Consider the following 16,937-nt stretch of genomic DNA (forward strand, 5'->3'; position numbering starts at 1 on the left):
CCTTCCTGACTACTGGGCGTCGGTGCGGTCGGACCCGGCCATCGTCATTTCTGACAGCCGCATCTCGTCGCCGGTCGCGGAATTGGGGGTGTAGTCAACACGGGCGGACTTTCCGAGGATGCCCTTCATGTGGGCGAGGTAGGCCATCTGCATGATCTCCTGCGGTTCCTCGGCGAAGAGTCGGGCGAACGCGTCTTGGCGGGCCTGGCCGGTGAGGGCTTCCGCGGCACGAATCTTCGCGTCGAATTCCTTGGTGCCGTATGCGGCCTGGGGTCCGTCGCTCAGCATGTACTGATCCATGGTGAAGGCCGCGTCACCGGCCTGATTGCCGTGCATGATCATCAACAGATACGGCCCGGCGTTGGCCGGGAACGGACGCAGCTGGTACTGCAGCTGGGAGGCCGTGTCCATCATCTCGATCTTGACGTTGAGGCCGATCTCCGCGAGCTCGCTCTGGATGACCTCGACGGTCTCGGCGATCTTGGGGAACTGGGCCGTGCGACCGATGAGCCGGATCTGGGTGTCGACCGGAACGCCGTCAGCCTTGGCCTCGGCGACGAGTGCCTTCGCCTTGTCGGAGTCGTGCGGCCACAGCGTCAGCTGGTCGTTGTAGCCGACCACGCCCGAGGGGATGAGCTGTGAGGCCGGGTCACCGAGCCCACGGAACAGCGCCTTGACGATGCCGGTCCGGTTGATCGCGTAGTTGATTGCCTGCCGAACGCGCATGTCGTTCAACGGCGCCGCGGTGGCCTGCATGCGCAGGGCGGTGGTCTCGTTGTTCTGGAAGGGGACACCGAGATCGCCTGCCCCGTCCTCCGGTCCGAGCGACGTGGCGATGTCGGTTTCGTCATTGGCGATCATCGCCGCCCGGACGCTGCCCTCGCTGCGCCATTGGTATTCGGCGCGGGCGAAGGCCGGCGCCGTACCCCAGTAGCGGGCGTTGCGGGCGAGGGTGAGCTTCTGCCCGAGGTCCCAGTTCTCGATGGCATACGGTCCGGTACCGATCGGCTCGCGGACCTTCTCCGTCGTGCTGGTCGAACGGGGAACGATCTCGACGAACGAGATGCGCAGCGGCAGAATCGGATCCGGCTTCTCGGTGGTGACCGTCAGGGTGGTGTCGTTCGGTGCAGCCAGCTTGAGCTTCTCGTCGCCGAAGACGTACCCGTCGACGTTGCACTGCAGGTCTGAGTTCACGGCGCGGTCGACGGCGAATGCGGCGTCGGCGGCGGTGAAGGGGGCACCGTCGGAGAACGTGACGCCACTGCGGATGTCGAAGGTCCATTCGGTGGGCGACGTCTGGCGCCACCCCGTGGACAGCAACGGCTGAAGGTCTCCGGAGTTCGGGTCGCGTTCGATGAGCGGCTCGGTGATGTTGGAACGCACCACGATTCCGGTCGACGTCAGCGAGCTCTCGCACGGCTCCAGGGTCGGTGGCTCCTGGGAGAGAACGATGCGCAGCGTGTTGGGGTCGTAACCGCCGCGGCCGGAGTTGGCGACGGTGCAGCCGGTCGCGGCCACGGTCAGCACCGCGACGCCGAGGGCCAGCGCGGCCCGCGGCCGCGACGACCGCGGCAAGGGTGAAGCGGGACTCATGTGTCCTCCAGGGGCTGCTGGTGTGACGTCCACGTATGTGAATGCGACATGTGATCGCAGACACAACGTAGAGACGTCGTTTCCCCACCGTCAACCCAGTCGAATGGCCCGAATTGGGCGTGGGACATGACCGGCCTGGCACCATCCGCTCACTGACGAAGGGCCGATGACCTGCACTGATGACGTGGCTAGCGACTCGTCGATACCCTGCGAGTGCCGCGAAACCGCTGATCATGCGTGTTCCGCATTAGTCCATGCTATTTCGGGGTTGGACGGGTATCCGCAGGTGGTCGTACCGTGGCTTTCATCATGACCACATCACTCCGCACACCCCCGAACCACACGGTGCTGCAGGTCGGCCCGCTGAAACCGTCGCTGGAACGCACCCTTTCGGAGAACTACGGCGCACTGGTGTTGCCGGACGGGGCCTCCGAGCGTGGAGCGTTCCTGTCGACTCACGGCCCCGAAGTCACCGCGGTGGTGACGTCGGGTCGCTCCGGAGTCGACGCGGAGCTAATGCGAGCACTTCCCCACCTCGGCGCCGTCGTGAACTTCGGCGTCGGATACGACACCACCGACGTCGACGCAGCCGCCGAGAGAGGAGTCGGGGTGAGCAACACCCCCGACGTCCTCACCGACTGCGTTGCCGACACCGCGGTCGGACTGATGATCGACGTGATGCGGCAAAATTCCGCCGCCGACCGATACGTACGCGCCGGGCGGTGGCCCGCCGACGGCAACTACCCGCTGACCCACCAGGTCAGCAACCGACGCGTCGGCATCATCGGACTTGGTCGCATTGGATCGGCAATTGCCAAGCGGCTCAACGCCTTCGGCTGCACGATCTCGTACCACAACCGGAGCCAGAAGGCCGACTCGCCGTACGCCTACGTCGACTCCCCCGCCGCACTCGCGCGCGGCGTCGACGTCCTCGTCGTCGCGGCCGCGGGAGGAGACGGAACCCGAAGTTTGGTCGACGCCGAGGTAATCGACGCGCTCGGGTCGTCGGGCTACCTAGTCAACGTCGCCCGCGGCAGCGTCGTCGACGAGGCTGCGCTCGTCGACGCCCTGATCAACGGCCGCCTCGCAGGCGCGGGCCTCGACGTGTTCACCGACGAGCCGAACGTCCCAGAAGAACTGCTGACATTGGACAACGTCGTGCTGCTGCCGCATGTCGGGAGCGGCACCGTCGAAACCCGCGCCGCGATGGAACAACTCACCCTCGACAACCTCGACGAGTTCCTGCGCAGCGGTCGACTGGTGACGCCCGTCGTCGAGCCTGCCGTAGCGGTCTAGGAACGCTCGACGACTGATCCCGGGAGCGTGTGCCCACCCGTTCTGAAAGTCCATATCACTTCGAGGGCGGGTTCATGCCAGGACTTCCTAGCCGACGAATTCGTCCACCAGATCGTCGGTGGTCCACTCCCGTTGCGGCAGCACGTCACGCAACAGACGGAGCAGCGCGGGGTTGGTGCTGTCGCCGCGCCACGCGGCGTCGAGCTCGACCGGTCGCTCCCGGAAGGCACCGATCGACCGGAACGCCACCCCGACGGGATGCAGCGTCGCCGCCGACGCTGGCACCAAGGCGATCCCGATGCCCGAGCGGACCAACACCAGCATCGTGTGTACCTGCGTGACGTACTGGACGTAGCGCGGCGTGGCACCGGCAATGGTGAACGTGCTGATCAGCAGATCGTTGAAATACCGCGCCTGCACCGGTGAGTACATGATGACGTCTTGGCCGTCGAGGTCGTTGAGCGTCAGCTGTCGGGGCAGGTTGGCCAGCGGGTGCCGGGCGGGGATGGCCGCCACCAGCTGCTCGTGCAGCAGCGGCCGTGACACGATCCCTGGCCTCTTCACCGGTGGCCGGACCATTCCAAGGTCGATCTCGCCTGCCATCAGCGCCTCGAGCTGTACCGCCGAAACCATCTCCCGCAGATCGAGTTTCACGTCGGGAAGCTCAGCGCGGGCACGTTCGAGAAGCCGCGGCAGCACCGCATGGGCCGAGGCAGCGGTGAATCCGACGACCACCGTGCCGAGGTCCCCGGCAGGGACGCGCTTCACGGTCATCGCGGCGCCCTCGGCCAGCTGCAAGATCCGGCGGGCGTCGGGGAGGAACGCGATTCCTGCCGGAGTGAGGGTCACCGACCGGGTGGTGCGGTCGACGAGTTGCACGCCGAGCTCGGATTCGAGCTGCTGAATCTGTCTACTCAGCGGCGGCTGCGTCATGTGCAGTCGCTCGGCAGCGCGACCGAAGTGAAGCTCCTCGGCGACGGCGATGAAGCAGGACAGTCTCGCCAATGAAAACAGGGTGAACTCCGATGCGCTCCTAGTATTACCCGCGGCGAAAAGCGCCAATTCGGGTATGAGTGTAGCTACCAGCGGGGCTTGGTGTTCTCGAATTCGGGGTGGATGCTCTGCATGTAGCCGGTGTCGTCGCGGTCCCGGATCCCGCACCGCAGGTACTGCTCGTGCAGCGCACCGAGGGCGTCGTCGTCGATCTCGACGCCGAGGCCCGGGGTGGTCGGCACTGCCACCGCACCGTCTCGGAACTCGAGCACACCGGCCTTCACGACCTCCTCGGTCTTCCACGGCCAGTGGGTGTCGCAGGCGTAGCTCAGATTCGGGGTGGCGCCCGCGAGATGCACCATCGCCGCCAAGCTGATGCCCAGATGCGAGTTGGAGTGCATCGACAGACCGAGCCCGAAGGTGTCGCAAATGCCGGCCAACAGTCGCGATCGGTGCAGCCCGCCCCAGTAGTGGTGATCGGAGAGCACCACCTTCACGGAGTCCTTCGCGACGGACGGTGCGAGTTGGTCGAATGCGACCACACACATGTTGGTGGCCAACGGCATTGGCGACTGCGCCGCGACCTCGGCCATCCCGTCGAGGCCCGGCGTCGGGTCCTCCAGATACTCCAGTACACCGGCCAGGCCTGCGGCCACTTTGACCGACGTCTGGGGCGTCCACGCGGCGTTGGGGTCGAGCCGCAGCGGATGGTTGGGGAACGCCTCGCGGAGCGCCTCGACGGCCTTCATCTCCTCGTCGGGAGGAAACACGCCACCCTTGAGTTTGATTGCGGTGAAGCCATATTCGTCGATCATGCGGGTGGCCTGGGCGACGATCCCGGCCGGGTCGACGGCCTCGCCCCACGCGTCGGGCTCGCCGCCAGGGTGGGCCGCCCACTTGTAGAAGAGGTAGGCGCTGAACGGAACCTCGTCGCGGACCTTGCCACCGAGCAGGTCGGAGACCGGTCTGCCGGTGAGGTGACCCTGAACATCGAGGCATGCCACCTCGAACGGCGAGAACACCTGGTCGACGGCGCTGGCGGAGGTGATCATTCCCGCCGTGCCGACGGCAGCGTCGTCGCCCGCCAATCGCTGCGCAATGGTGGCGCGAATGATGTTGAGCGCAAACACGTCCAGGCCGACGATGGCTCCAGCGGCGGCGTCGAGACGGGCCAGGTGCCGGGTGTCGGCGTAGGTCTCCCCCAGCCCGACGAGGCCGGCATCGGTGTCCAGCTGGATGATCGCGCGGAGCGCAAACGGCTGGTGGACGCCGACGGTGTTGAGCAGGGGCGGGTCGGCGAAGGCCACCGGCGTGATGCGGGCACCGGTGATCAGCGCCATCAGCTGACGACCGCGAGCTCGCCCGCGATCACGGCGCGACCGGCCGCGATGATGTCGGCCAGCGTGTCCCGATCCTCGGGCGACGGCATGATCAGCGGGGGCCGAACAGGGCCTGCGGCAACGCCTTCCATGCTCACGCCCGCCTTGATCAGCGACACTGCGTAGCCGGGAACGGTGTCACGCAACCGAACCAGGGGATGGAAGAAGTCCCGCAACAGCGCCGCGATCAGAGCCTCGTCGTCGCGCTCCAGCGCCTCGTAGAACGCCAGCGCGAGTTCCGGCGCGAACGCGAAGGTGGCCGACGAGTACAGCGTGACACCGATCGCGCGGTAGGCCTGCTGCGACACCTCTGCGGTGGGCAGACCGTTGAAGAACTGGAACGGCTTGCCGGTCGGTTCGAGTGCGTCGGTGACGGCGCGGACGATGCGGGCGACCACGTCGACGTCACCCGTCCCGTCCTTGAAACCGACCACGTTCGGGAAGTGGGCGACTTCGATGGCCGAGGCCTCCGAGTAGCGCGCGTTGCCCCGGTTGTAGACGATCACGGGAAGATCGGTAGCGGCCGCGACCTCGCGGGTGTAGTCGACCAGCCCGCGCTGGGGCATGGTGACCAGATACGGCGGCAGCAACAGCAGGCCGTCGGCGCCCGCTTCGGCGGCCGCCTTCGCGAAGATCTTGGCTTGGGCCACCGAGCCGCCGGTACCTGCGTAGACCGGCACCCGCCCGCCGGTCGCCTCGACCGCGGTGCGCACGATGCCGGCGAACTCGACGGCTTCAAGTGCGTGGAATTCGCCTGTGCCACAAGCGATGAAGACGCCACCAGGACCGGCGTCGACGCCCTTGGCGACGTGCTCTGCGAGCCGCGTCAGGTCGACCTCGCCGTTGTCGTCGAAGGGGGTGACGGGAAAGAACAGTACGCCGTCAAGCATGTCGTGACTCCTTGATCGCAGGGTGATTCGGTCAGTCTTGGGTGAGTTGGCCGTCGATGCGGCGCCACAGTCCGTCGGGGTTTCCGTCGGCAATGGCACTGGGCAGCAACGCCTTCGGCACGTTCTGGTAGCACACGGGCCGCAGGAACCGCTCGATTGCGCGGCCTCCGACGGAGGTGGTGCGGGAGTCGGAGGTGGCCGGCGACGGCCCACCGTGGACCATGGCGTGACAGACCTCGACACCCGTCGGCCAGCCGTTGAACAGGATGCGCCCGACCTTCAGCTCGAGTAGCGGCATCAGCTCGGCGGCTTGGTCGTGGTCGGAGTCGTCGACGTGCAGAGTTGCCGTGAGCTGACCCTCCAGACCGTTGACGACCGAGGCCATCTCGGCGGTGTCGGCGCACCGCACGACGACGCTGGAGGCACCGAACACCTCGGCTTGGAGTGCTTCGGAGCCTCCGAAGGTGGTGGCGTCGGTGCTGAACAGGGCGGCCCGGCACGTCGTGCGTTCGTCGCCGGGCGCTCCGCGGACGACGAGGTCGGCGTCCGCGTCGAGCGCAGCGACGCCCTTGGCGTAGTTGGCGGCGATGTTGGGTGTCAGCATCGGCGTCGCCTGCGCTTGTCCCACCGCGTCCTTCGCGGCCGCGATGAAGGTGTCGAGGTCGGGTCCGTCGACTGCGATGACAAGACCGGGGTTCGTGCAGAACTGGCCCGATCCCATCGTCAGCGAGGCGACGAACGCACCGCCGAGCTCGGCTGCGCGATTGGCCAGCGCCCCGTCGAGCAGGAAGACCGGGTTGATCGAGCTCATCTCGGCGTAGACCGGGATGGGCTCCTGGCGTCCGGCCGCCGCGGCGACGAGAGCCATTCCCGCGAAACGGGATCCGGTGAAACCGACCGCCTTGATCCTCGGATCGGTGACCAGCGCGGTGCCAAGCCCGGGACCGGACCCAAAGAGCATCGAGAAGGTGCCTGCAGGCAGACCGCAGTCCGCGACGGCGTCGGACACGGCGCGGCCGACGAGTTCGGAGGTGCCGGGATGGGCGTCGTGCGCCTTGACGACGACGGGGCAACCCGCCGCCAGCGCCGACGCCGTGTCGCCGCCGGCGACCGAGAAGGCGAGCGGGAAGTTGCTGGCGCCGAAGACGGCGACGGGGCCGAGCGGTACGGCGCGCTGGCGGATGTCGGGACGCGGCAACGGGGCACGATCGGGCAGGGCGGGATCGATGCGGGCGCCGTTCCAGCTGCCCTCGCGCAGCACTTCGGCAAACAGTCGGAGCTGACCGGTGGTGCGGCCGACCTCGCCGGTGAGGCGCGCCGTCGGCAAGCCGGTCTCGGCGGAGGCCCTGGCGACCAACGCGTCGCGCAGCGCTTCGATGTTCTCGGCGATCCGCTCGAGGAAGGCGGCGCGGCGCTCGGAGGTGGTGGCGCGGTATTCGCCGAAGGCGGCGGCGGCGGCCGCGCACGCCTGCTCGACGTGGCGGTCGTCGCCGTATCGGTAGGCGGGTTCGAGCTCGGTACCGGCGGTGGGGTCGAAGGCGCGGATCTCGGTGCCGCCGCCGGCGACAGGTTCGCCGGCGATGATCATCTGTCCCTGGAGGGTGTGCTCAGCCGTGTGTGTCACGCGTCCAACGCTAGGTCCAGGATCGATTCATGTCCAAGACCGATCTCGCACCGACTAATGCAGGTATTGCATTAGCGGTGGCAAGGAGTCAGGCCGACTTACGGCTCCAGACGGCCAGCCGCTGCAACACGTCCCGACCCAACTCCCGCAGGTCGACGCGCGGCGAAGCCGCAATGAGGGTGACGCCGTCGGCGACGCCCGCCACCTCGATGTCGTGGATCAAACCGGCCAACCCGTCAACCGTGCCCGCATAGCGCAGGGTTCCGTCGCCGACGACCGCCAGCTCGCGGACGGAGCGGAAATCGGGCGCCACGGCGACCGTGACGTCGAGGATCACCTCCACCGCGCCGCGGTCGGACCGGATCCGCGCGCGGCCACGTTGGGCCCGCTGCAGGTCGGAAGCCGCCAGCCGCACGGTGGGGTCACCGCCGGCCGTCAGTTCACTCCAGTTGCCTTCAGCCCCGTCTACCACGAATAGCCGCACCTCCGCGAGGTTAGACGTACCGTCGACGACGGGCGACGGTTGCAATCACGCGGAATCCATCGGTATCGAGCGCGATGACGTGGCGCGGCGTGGAAGACGGGGTCAGGCTTAGTAGTTTGTACCCGTGACAACGGACGCTCGGCCGGACATCCCCGCGCAGTACCTGTTGTCGGGGCGGGCGCCGCAACCTCGCACGCTGATCGACATCCTCCAGGCAACCGCCGCACGCCATCCCGACGCACCAGCGCTCGACGACGGCGAGGTTCAGCTGACGTACGCCGAGCTGATCGCCGACGTCGAGGAGAGCGTGGCGTGGCTGGCCGCGCGGGGCATCGGTCGCGGTGACCGCATCGGCATCCGGATGCCGTCGGGCAGCTACGCGCTCTACGTCGCCATCCTGTCGGCCCTGGCTGCCGGCGCGGCCTACGTGCCGGTCGACGCCGACGACCCGCAGGAGCGGGCCGACCTGGTGTTCGGCGAGGCCGGCGTCGTCGCCGTCATCACCGACCTTGGGCTGGTGCGCGGCCCCGGCTCGTCGCGCGGATGGCGCGCCGGGCACCCCATGCCCCGCGACGACGCCTGGATCATCTTCACGTCCGGTTCCACCGGAACCCCCAAGGGCGTCGCGGTGACGCACCGCAACGCCGCCGCCTTCGTCGACGCCGAGGCGGAGGCCTTCCTTCAGGACAGCCCGATCGGCCCCGGCGACCGGGTCCTCGCGGGGCTGTCCGTCGCGTTCGACGCGTCGTGCGAAGAAATGTGGCTGGCGTGGCGGTACGGCGCGTGCCTCGTGCCCGCCCCCCGGTCCCTGGTCCGCAGCGGAATGGATCTCGGTCCGTGGCTGGTGTCGCGCGACATCACCGTCGTCTCGACGGTGCCGACGCTGGCAGCACTGTGGCCCGCCGAGGCCCTCGAAGCGGTGCGGCTGCTCATCTTCGGTGGCGAGGCCTGCCCTCCCGAACTCGCCGACCGGCTGGCCGTCGAGGGCCGCGAGGTGTGGAACACCTACGGCCCCACCGAGGCGACCGTTGTCGCGTGCCTGGCGAAGCTCGAGGGCACGGGCCCCGTCAGCATCGGGCTCCCGCTGGTGGGCTGGGACCTGGCCGTCGTCGACTCCGGCGGCAACCCCGTCGCCATCGGCGAGATCGGTGAGCTGGTGATCGGTGGCGTCGGACTGGCCCGCTACCTCGATCCCGAAAAGGACGCCGAGAAGTACGCACCGATGCCGACCCTCGGGTGGTCGCGCGCCTACCGCAGCGGTGACCTGGTCCGGCTGGAGTCCGACGGGCTGTACTTCCAGGGCCGCGCCGACGACCAGGTCAAGGTCGGCGGGCGACGCATCGAGCTCGGCGAGGTCGACTCGGCCCTGATGAACCTGCCCGGCGTCAGCGGCGGTGCGGCAGCCGTGCGGAAGACCGCGAGCGGTACCCCGCTGTTGGTCGGTTACGTCGCCAGCGCCGACCCCGACTTCGACCTGGCGGCGGCCCGCGTGGCGCTCGCCGAATCGCTGCCCGCGGCGCTGGTGCCCAGACTCGTTCTGCTCGAAGAACTTCCGACCAGGACGTCTGGCAAGGTCGACCGCAACGCACTCCCCTGGCCCCTGGACGACGCGGCCGACGAGGCCGTCAACCCCGATCTCGCCGGCACGACCGGCTGGGTGGCCGGCCTGTGGCGCGAGGTGCTCGCGGCGCCGGTGGCCGGGCCGGAGGAGGACTTCTTCGCGCTCGGCGGCGGTTCGCTGTCGGCAGCTCAACTGGTGGCCGCGCTGCGCGCGCGGTACCCGGAGGTGACGGTCGCCGACCTCTACGACCATCCCCGACTCGGCTCGCTGGCGGGGTACCTCGACGAGCTGGACCCCGCGGCTGCCGTCGAAACCCGCGTCGTCGCACCGGTGTCCAGGGCGACGGAGCTGGCGCAGCTCGCAGCGTCGGTGCCGCTGTCCACCCTTGCTGGCATGCAGTGGGTGGTGTGGCTGGCGCTGCTGAACGACGTCGCAGCCAGATGGCAGTTGGTGCCGTGGGCGGTGCCGGTCGACTGGTGGCTGCTGCTGATTGGGTTCGTCCTCTTCGTCACCCCGCTGGGCCGCATGGCCATTGCGGTGATCGGCGCGCGCATCCTGATCGGCAGCCTGGCGCCGGGCACCTACCGCCGAGGCGGTTCCGTGCATCTGAGGGTGTGGCTCGCCGAACGCCTCGGCGAGGCGAGCGGTGCCGAAAACCTCGCGGGCGCACCATGGTTGGTGTACTACGCCCGCGCACTCGGCAACAGGGTCGGCAAGGGCGTCGACCTGCACTCGGCCCCGCCCGTCACCGGCATGCTGAGCCTCGGCCACCGGTGCTCCATCGAGCCGGAGGTGGATCTCACCGGACACTGGATCGACGGCGACCTCTTCCACGTCGGGGAGATCACCGTCGGCAACGACGCCACCGTCGGCGCGCGGACCACGCTGCTGCCCGGCGCCGTGGTCGGCAAGAACGCCGACGTCGCCCCCGGATCCGGGGTGGTCGGCAAGGTCAAGGCCGGCCAGTACTGGAAGGGTTCGCCCGCCATGAAGTCCGGCAAGGCGCGCCATCCGTGGCCCGACGAACGGCCCCCGCGCGCTCCGCTGTGGGTGGCGATGTTCGGCGTGACGTCGATCCTGCTCGGCGCCGTCCCACTACTGGCCCTCGGCGCGGGTCTCGCGGTGGTGGGCTGGGCAATTCGCGACACCGCGACGCTGGGCGACGCGATCTGGCCCGCCCTTGCCTGGACGCCCGTCGCGACCGCCGTCGCCGTGTTCCTCTACGCCCTGCTGACGGTGCTTGGTGTCCGGTTGATGTCACTCGGCCTCCGCGAGGGCTATCACCCCGTGCGCAGCAGGGTCGGCTGGCAGCTGTGGACCACCGAGCGGCTGATGGACGCCGCCCGCAACTACCTCTTCCCCGTCTACGCGAGCCTGCTGACGCCGGGCTGGATGCGCTTGTTGGGGGCGAAGATCGGCCAGGGCACCGAGATCTCGACCACGCTGATGACGCCCAAGTTCACCGTCGTCGAAGACGGCGCCTTCCTGGCCGACGACACCATGGTCGCGTCCTACGAACTCGGCGGCGGGTGGATTCACGTCGCCACTGCGACCATCGGCAAGCGTGCGTTCCTCGGCAACTCCGGCATTACCCAGCCGGGCCGGCGGGTGCCGGACGACGGTCTCGTCGCCGTCCTCAGCGCGACGCCGCACAAGGCCAAGGCCGGGTCGTCGTGGCTAGGAAGTCCTCCGGTCCGGCTGCGCAGGCAACCGACCGCGGCCGACGTCCTTCGCACATTCCATCCGTCCCGCAAGCTGAAGATGATGCGCGGCATGGTCGAAACCTGCCGGTTGCTGCCGATGGTCGTCACGTTCGCGATCGGCATCGCCATGCTCGGCGCGCTGCAGGCCCTGGCGACCGAGTTCGGCTGGGTGTTGACGTCGCTGGCCTGCGGGCTGGTCCTCATCGTCACCGGTGCGGTGGCCGGCGGCATCGCCGTGCTGGCCAAGTGGCTGTGGGTGGGCCGCATCGAGGCCAAGGAACATCCGCTGTGGTCCTCGTTCGTGTGGCGCAACGAGGTGTCCGACACGTTCGTCGAGACCGTCGCCGCGCCGTGGTTCGCCAGGGCGGCGAGCGGGACACCGGTGATGAACCTGTGGCTGCGGGCCTTGGGAGCCAAGATCGGTCGGGGCGTCTGGTGCGAGACGTACTGGTTGCCGGAGGCCGACCTCGTCACCGTCGGCGACGGTGCGACGGTGAGCCGCGGCTGCGTCGTGCAGACCCACCTCTTCCACGACCGGATCATGCGCCTGGACACCGTCACCGTCGAGGCGGGTGCGACGCTCGGGCCGCACTGTGTGGCGCTGCCCGCCGCGAAGATCGGCGCGGGCGCCACCGTCGGCCCAGCGTCGCTGGTCATGCGCGGCGACGAGGTACCTGCATCGACGCGGTGGCAGGGCAACCCGATCGCGCCGTGGGGCCCGAAGCGCAAGAAGCGGGGCGGCTCGTCCGCCAAGTCTGCGAAGGGTGCCGCGTGACGCGGGGTTTCAAGAAGACGCAGAAGGGCACCCCACCGGTCATCGACCCCTACCTGCCCACCAACGGCAACTTCGGCTATCGGGTCTCGCGCTACGAACTCGACGTCGAATACAAGGTCAACATCAACCGGCTCTCGGGCACCGCCACGATCACCGCGGTGACGCTCGCCTCGCTGCGAACGTTCAGCCTCGACCTGTCCGACGCGCTTGCCGTGTCGAAGGTGTCGATCAACGGCCGCAGGCCCGCGAACTTCGGCCGGACCCGCGGAAAGCTCAACGTCACGCTGGCCACTCCCCTGCCTGCCGGTGCCGCGCTGTCGATCACCGTGCGGTACTCCGGCACTCCCAAACCCATCCGATCCCTTTGGGGTGACGTCGGATTCGAGGAGCTCACCAGCGGTGCCCTGGTCGCGGGCCAGCCCAACGGGGCGGCGTCCTGGTTCCCATGCGACGACCATCCCAGCAGCAAGGCGAGCTACCGCATCGCGATCACGTGCGAGAACCCGTACTACGCGTTGGCCAACGGCAAGCTGGAGTCCCGCCGCACCAGGGCCGCGATGACGACGTGGACCTACGAGCAGCCCGAGCCCACGTCGACCTACCTCGTCACGCTGCAGATTGGCCAGTACGAACAGCACCGCAACGCCAAGCAGCCGGTGCCGATGAATGCCGTTCTGCCGCAACGGTTGCGCAAGAACTTCGATCACGACTTCGGGCGCCAGCCCCAGATGATGAAGCTCTTCGTCAAGTTGTTCGGGCCCTATCCACTGTCGAACGGGTACACCGTCGTGGTAACCGACGACGATCTCGAGATTCCGCTTGAGGCACAAGGCATCTCGATCTTCGGCGCCAACCACTGCGACGGTGATCGCCGCTCGGAGCGGTTGATCGCCCACGAGTTGGCCCACCAGTGGTTCGGCAACTCCGTCACCGCGCGGCGCTGGCGCGACATCTGGCTGCACGAGGGCTTCGCCTGCTACGCCGAGTGGCTGTGGTCGGAGGAGTCCGGCGGACGCACCGCCGACGAGCACGCCCACCACTACCACCACCGGCTGCGAAACTCGCCGCAGAACTTGTTGCTCTGCGACCCCGGTCCGCGCGACATGTTCGACGACCGGGTCTACAAGCGCGGCGCCCTCACCCTGCACGCGCTGCGGGGCACCATCGGTGACGAGAACTTCTTCAAGCTGTTGCAGGACTGGACGACTCGGCACCGCCACGGCACCGCCGTCACCGACGACTTCACCGGCTTGGCCGCCAACTACGCCGACGCATCGTTGCGTCCCCTGTGGCAGGCGTGGCTCTACTCGACGGACGTCCCCGACCTGTGACCGACGGCGCGGCCGTCCCGACTCAGGGACCCGTCACCCGAAGCAGCGTCGTGCGAGTCGGCGCGGCCACCGTCGTCAGCGCCATCTGCGGGTACGCGGTGCTCTACCTCGCGGCCCGCGACCTGGAACCGGCGGGCTTCTCGGTGTTCGCGGTGTTCTGGGGGGCGTTCGGACTCTTCGCAGGCGCCGCCAACGGTCTGCTCCAGGAATCCACCCGCGAGGTCAGGCAAGCCAGGGCGCTGGTGCAGGTGCCCGAGCCACGCTCGAGCCCGATGCGCGTCGCGGCGGTCGTCGGCGTGCTGTCGGCGGTCGCGATCGCGGGCACGTCGCCGCTGTGGTCCTGGCACGTGTTCACCGAGTCGCAGGCGTTGAGCGTCGCCCTGCTGGCGGCGGGGGTGGCGGGGTTCTGCGTACACGCGACCCTGCTCGGCATGTTGGCCGGGGTGGACCGCTGGTCGCAATACGGGTCGCTCATCGTCGGCGACGCCGCCATGCGGGTGACCGTGGCGACGACGACGTTCCTGGTCGGCTGGGGCCTCGTCGGCTATCTCTGGGCCACCGTCGCGGGCGCGATCGCATGGCTCCTGCTCCTGCTGGCCTCGCCGTCGTCGCGCGCCGCGGCCCGGCTCGCCACCCCAGGCACGACGGCGGTGTTCCTGCGCGGAGCGTCGCACTCCATCGCGGCGGCAGGCGCCAGCGCGATCCTCATCATGGGTTTCCCCGTCCTGTTGAAGGCCACCTCGGCAGACCTCGGCGCGGCGGGCGGCGTCGTCATCCTCGCGGTGACCCTGACCCGGGCTCCGCTGCTGGTGCCCCTGACCGCGATGCAGGGAAACCTGATCGCACACTTCGTCGACCAACGCGACCGGCGCCTGCGGTCGTTGGTGGTGCCAGTGGCGGCGTTGGCGGTGCTAGGCGGTGCGGCCGTCCTCGTCGCCGGGCTTCTTGGCCCGTGGCTGCTGCGCACGGCGTTCGGTCCCGACTACCAGTTGGGTGGCGCGCTACTGGCCTGGTTCACCGCGGCAGCGGTGATGATCGCGGTGCTGACGCTCACCGGCGCCGCGACGGTCGCCGCGGCGCTGCACAGGGCCTACGCCGTCGGCTGGATCAGCGCGACGCTGGCGTCCACGCTGCTGCTGCTGGCGCCGTGGACACTGGAGACCCGCACCGTGGTGGCGCTGCTGTGCGGCCCGTTGGCCGGAATCGCGGTCCATCTGATCGCGCTCGCCAGGGTGCCCGCACCGAGCGGGTATCTTGATCGGCATTGACATGCGCGACGTGTGGATCGTCATCCCCGCCTTCAACGAGGCGACCGTCATCTCCGACGTCGTCGGTGACGTTCGTTCGGTCTTCGACAACGTGGTGTGCGTCGACGACGGCAGCCGCGACGACACCGCCGAGCAGGCCTGGCGGGCCGGGGCCCACGTCGTGCGCCACCCCGTCAACCTCGGCCAGGGCGCGGCGATTCAGACCGGTGTGGAGTACGCGCGCAGCAGGCCCGGTGCCGCGGTGTTCGCGACGTTCGACGCCGACGGCCAGCACCGCATCGCCGACGTGATCCGGATGATCCACCGCCTCCGCACGGAGGATCTCGACATCGTCGTCGGAACGCGCTTCGCCGACGGCACGCCGAACAACATGCCGACGCTGCGGCGCCTGGTCTTCCCCCTGATCGCGAAACTCAGCCCGGCCAGTCGCAAGCTCGGCCTGACCGACGCGCACAACGGGCTGCGGGTGTTCGACAAGGCCGTTGCCGACGGATTGAACCTGACGATGAGCGGAATGGCGCACGCCAGCGAGATCGTGGCCCTCATCGTCGAAAACGGTTGGCGGGTGGCCGAAGAACCCGTCGAAATCCTGTACACCGACTATTCGATGTCGAAGGGTCAGCCGTTGGTCAACGGCGTCAACATCATCTTCGACGGGCTGCTGCGGAAGAGGATGCGCCGATGAACTGGATTCAGGTCCTGCTGATCGCGGCCGTGCTGGGGGTCCTGGTCTACCTGCTGCGGTCCCGGCGCAGCGCGCAGGCCAAGGCTTGGGTCAAGATCGGGTACGTGCTGTTCGTCCTCGCGGCGGTGTATGCGATCGTCCGCCCCGACGACACCACCGTGGTGGCGAACTGGCTCGGTGTCGACCGGGGCGCCGACCTGCTGGAGTACGCGCTGATCGTCGCGTTCCTGTTCACCACCATCAGCACCTACATGCGGTTCAAGGACTTGGAGCTGCGGTACGCCCAGCTGGCGCGGGCGGTCGCGCTGGAAGGCGCCCGCGAGCCCTCCCCCAAGTAGCGATTTCGGCGCGCTCATCCGCGGTGAGCGCGGATTTACGCGCCGAAGTCACTAGATCTGCTGGCGGAAGAACTCGACCGTGCGGTCGATGCCCTCGGCCAGCGGGACCTTTGGAGTCCAGCCGAGGACTCCGGTGGCCCGGCCGATGTCCAGACAGGACCGCCGGAGGTCGCCAAGCCGGGGCGGGTGCAGCTCGGGCTCGTCGGGCGTGCCGGCGGCGGCGGCGACGGCGGTGTGCAGCGCGCGCGTCGACGTCTCGACTCCCGTGCCCGCGTTGAAGCGCTGGCCACTGCCTGCCTCGCCGCTGGCCCTGACGAACGCGTCGACGACGTCGTCGACGAACACGTAGTCCCTGGTGTCGGAGCCGTCACCGAAGATCTTGGTCGGCTTGCCCGCCAGCAGCGCCTTGGCGAAGATCGCGACGACACCGGCCTCGCCGTGCGGATCCTGCCGTGGCCCGTAGACGTTGGCAGGCGCGATGTGCGAGCAGTCCAGGTCGTACAGATTGCGGAACATGTTGAGGTACACCTCGCCGCACACCTTGCTGGCCGCATACGGCGACGACGGGTTGACCGGCACGTTCTCGTCGGTCGGGTAGACCGGCGGCGTTCCGTAGATGGACCCACCGGAGGAGGTGTGGACGATCTTGCGCACCCCGGTCTTGCGGGCGGCCTCCGCGAGCCGCACCGTTCCGACGACGTTGACGCTGGAGTCGAACTGCGCGTCGGTCACCGAACGGGCCACCGAAATCTGGGCCGCCAGGTGGAAGATCACCTCGGGTTGGGTTTCGGCGAGCAGGTCGACCAGATCGGCGTCGACGATGTCGGCCTTGGCGAACTCGTAGGTGTCGTGGCGCTCCGCGCCGACGATGTTGGTGCTGCTTCCCGAGCTGAGGTCGTCGAGGCCGATGACGGTATGCCCGTCCGCCAGCAGTCGATCTACCAGCGTTGATCCGATGAAGCCAGCTGCCCCGGTGACGAGTGTCCGCACCGGGCCACCATACCGACACGTACAGTC

The 16,937-nt window shown here is 68.6% G+C and carries 13 protein-coding genes; 6 read left to right on the top strand and 7 right to left on the bottom strand.

What is annotated here, in order from left to right:
- Positions 1-9: 9 nt before the first annotated feature.
- Complete coding sequence (locus B1790_RS18995) at positions 10-1,593, bottom strand: ABC transporter substrate-binding protein (RefSeq protein ID WP_198952046.1); 1,584 nt, start codon at positions 1,591-1,593, stop codon at positions 10-12.
- 309 nt (positions 1,594-1,902) lie between these two features.
- Between B1790_RS18995 and B1790_RS19000 the strand changes: the two genes are divergently transcribed.
- Entirely contained in the window at positions 1,903-2,889 is a 987-nt protein-coding gene (locus B1790_RS19000; RefSeq protein ID WP_079924858.1) for a 2-hydroxyacid dehydrogenase, read from the top strand.
- 87 nt (positions 2,890-2,976) lie between these two features.
- On the opposite strand, the gene B1790_RS19005 is transcribed toward B1790_RS19000, so the two are convergent.
- The 5 genes from B1790_RS19005 to B1790_RS19025 all read right to left on the bottom strand — a co-directional run bounded on the left by B1790_RS19005 (position 2,977) and on the right by B1790_RS19025 (position 8,247).
- Positions 2,977-3,903 carry a LysR substrate-binding domain-containing protein gene (locus tag B1790_RS19005; RefSeq protein ID WP_079924859.1) on the bottom strand — a complete coding sequence of 309 codons (927 nt, stop codon included), beginning with the start codon at positions 3,901-3,903 and terminating at the stop codon, positions 2,977-2,979.
- 65 nt (positions 3,904-3,968) lie between these two features.
- Complete coding sequence (locus B1790_RS19010; RefSeq protein WP_079924830.1) at positions 3,969-5,222, bottom strand: glucarate dehydratase family protein; 1,254 nt, start codon at positions 5,220-5,222, stop codon at positions 3,969-3,971.
- Positions 5,222-6,151: a 5-dehydro-4-deoxyglucarate dehydratase gene (locus B1790_RS19015; protein WP_079924831.1), complete on the bottom strand. Its 930-nt coding sequence runs from the start codon at positions 6,149-6,151 to the stop codon at positions 5,222-5,224. The genes B1790_RS19010 and B1790_RS19015 overlap by 1 nt, the downstream gene beginning before the upstream one ends.
- Before the next feature lie 31 nt (positions 6,152-6,182).
- Positions 6,183-7,739 carry an aldehyde dehydrogenase (NADP(+)) gene (locus tag B1790_RS19020; RefSeq protein ID WP_142271392.1) on the bottom strand — a complete coding sequence of 519 codons (1,557 nt, stop codon included), beginning with the start codon at positions 7,737-7,739 and terminating at the stop codon, positions 6,183-6,185.
- A 124-nt stretch (positions 7,740-7,863) separates the two neighbouring features.
- Positions 7,864-8,247: a hypothetical protein gene (locus B1790_RS19025; RefSeq protein WP_079924860.1), complete on the bottom strand. Its 384-nt coding sequence runs from the start codon at positions 8,245-8,247 to the stop codon at positions 7,864-7,866.
- 136 nt (positions 8,248-8,383) lie between these two features.
- Between B1790_RS19025 and B1790_RS19030 the strand changes: the two genes are divergently transcribed.
- The 5 genes from B1790_RS19030 to B1790_RS19050 are packed head-to-tail and all read left to right on the top strand — an operon-like array spanning position 8,384 to position 15,920.
- Positions 8,384-12,298 carry a Pls/PosA family non-ribosomal peptide synthetase gene (locus B1790_RS19030; RefSeq protein ID WP_079924833.1) on the top strand — a complete coding sequence of 1,305 codons (3,915 nt, stop codon included), beginning with the start codon at positions 8,384-8,386 and terminating at the stop codon, positions 12,296-12,298.
- Positions 12,295-13,629 (top strand): M1 family metallopeptidase, encoded by a 1,335-nt coding sequence (locus tag B1790_RS19035; RefSeq protein ID WP_079924834.1) that lies wholly within the window; start codon positions 12,295-12,297, stop codon positions 13,627-13,629. Before B1790_RS19030 ends, B1790_RS19035 begins: the two co-directional genes overlap by 4 nt.
- A complete protein-coding gene (locus B1790_RS19040) occupies positions 13,626-14,897 on the top strand; it encodes a hypothetical protein (RefSeq protein ID WP_079924835.1) in 1,272 nt (423 codons plus the stop codon). The genes B1790_RS19035 and B1790_RS19040 overlap by 4 nt, the downstream gene beginning before the upstream one ends.
- The gene (locus B1790_RS19045) at positions 14,887-15,582 is read left to right on the top strand and encodes a glycosyltransferase family 2 protein (protein WP_369832375.1); all 696 of its coding nucleotides are present in this window, start codon (positions 14,887-14,889) and stop codon (positions 15,580-15,582) included. The genes B1790_RS19040 and B1790_RS19045 overlap by 11 nt, the downstream gene beginning before the upstream one ends.
- Positions 15,579-15,920, top strand: a complete 342-nt coding sequence (locus B1790_RS19050; RefSeq protein ID WP_079924837.1) for a DUF2304 domain-containing protein — start codon at positions 15,579-15,581, stop codon at positions 15,918-15,920. The genes B1790_RS19045 and B1790_RS19050 overlap by 4 nt, the downstream gene beginning before the upstream one ends.
- 51 nt (positions 15,921-15,971) lie before the next feature.
- Here B1790_RS19050 and B1790_RS19055 read toward each other — a convergent pair whose 3' ends face one another.
- Entirely contained in the window at positions 15,972-16,910 is a 939-nt protein-coding gene (locus tag B1790_RS19055) for an NAD-dependent epimerase/dehydratase family protein (RefSeq protein WP_079924838.1), read from the bottom strand.
- Between the last annotated feature and the right edge of the window lie 27 nt (positions 16,911-16,937).

Origin of the sequence: Mycobacterium sp. AT1 (assembly GCF_002043095.1) — a bacterium.
In the GTDB taxonomy this organism is placed as follows: domain Bacteria; phylum Actinomycetota; class Actinomycetes; order Mycobacteriales; family Mycobacteriaceae; genus Mycobacterium.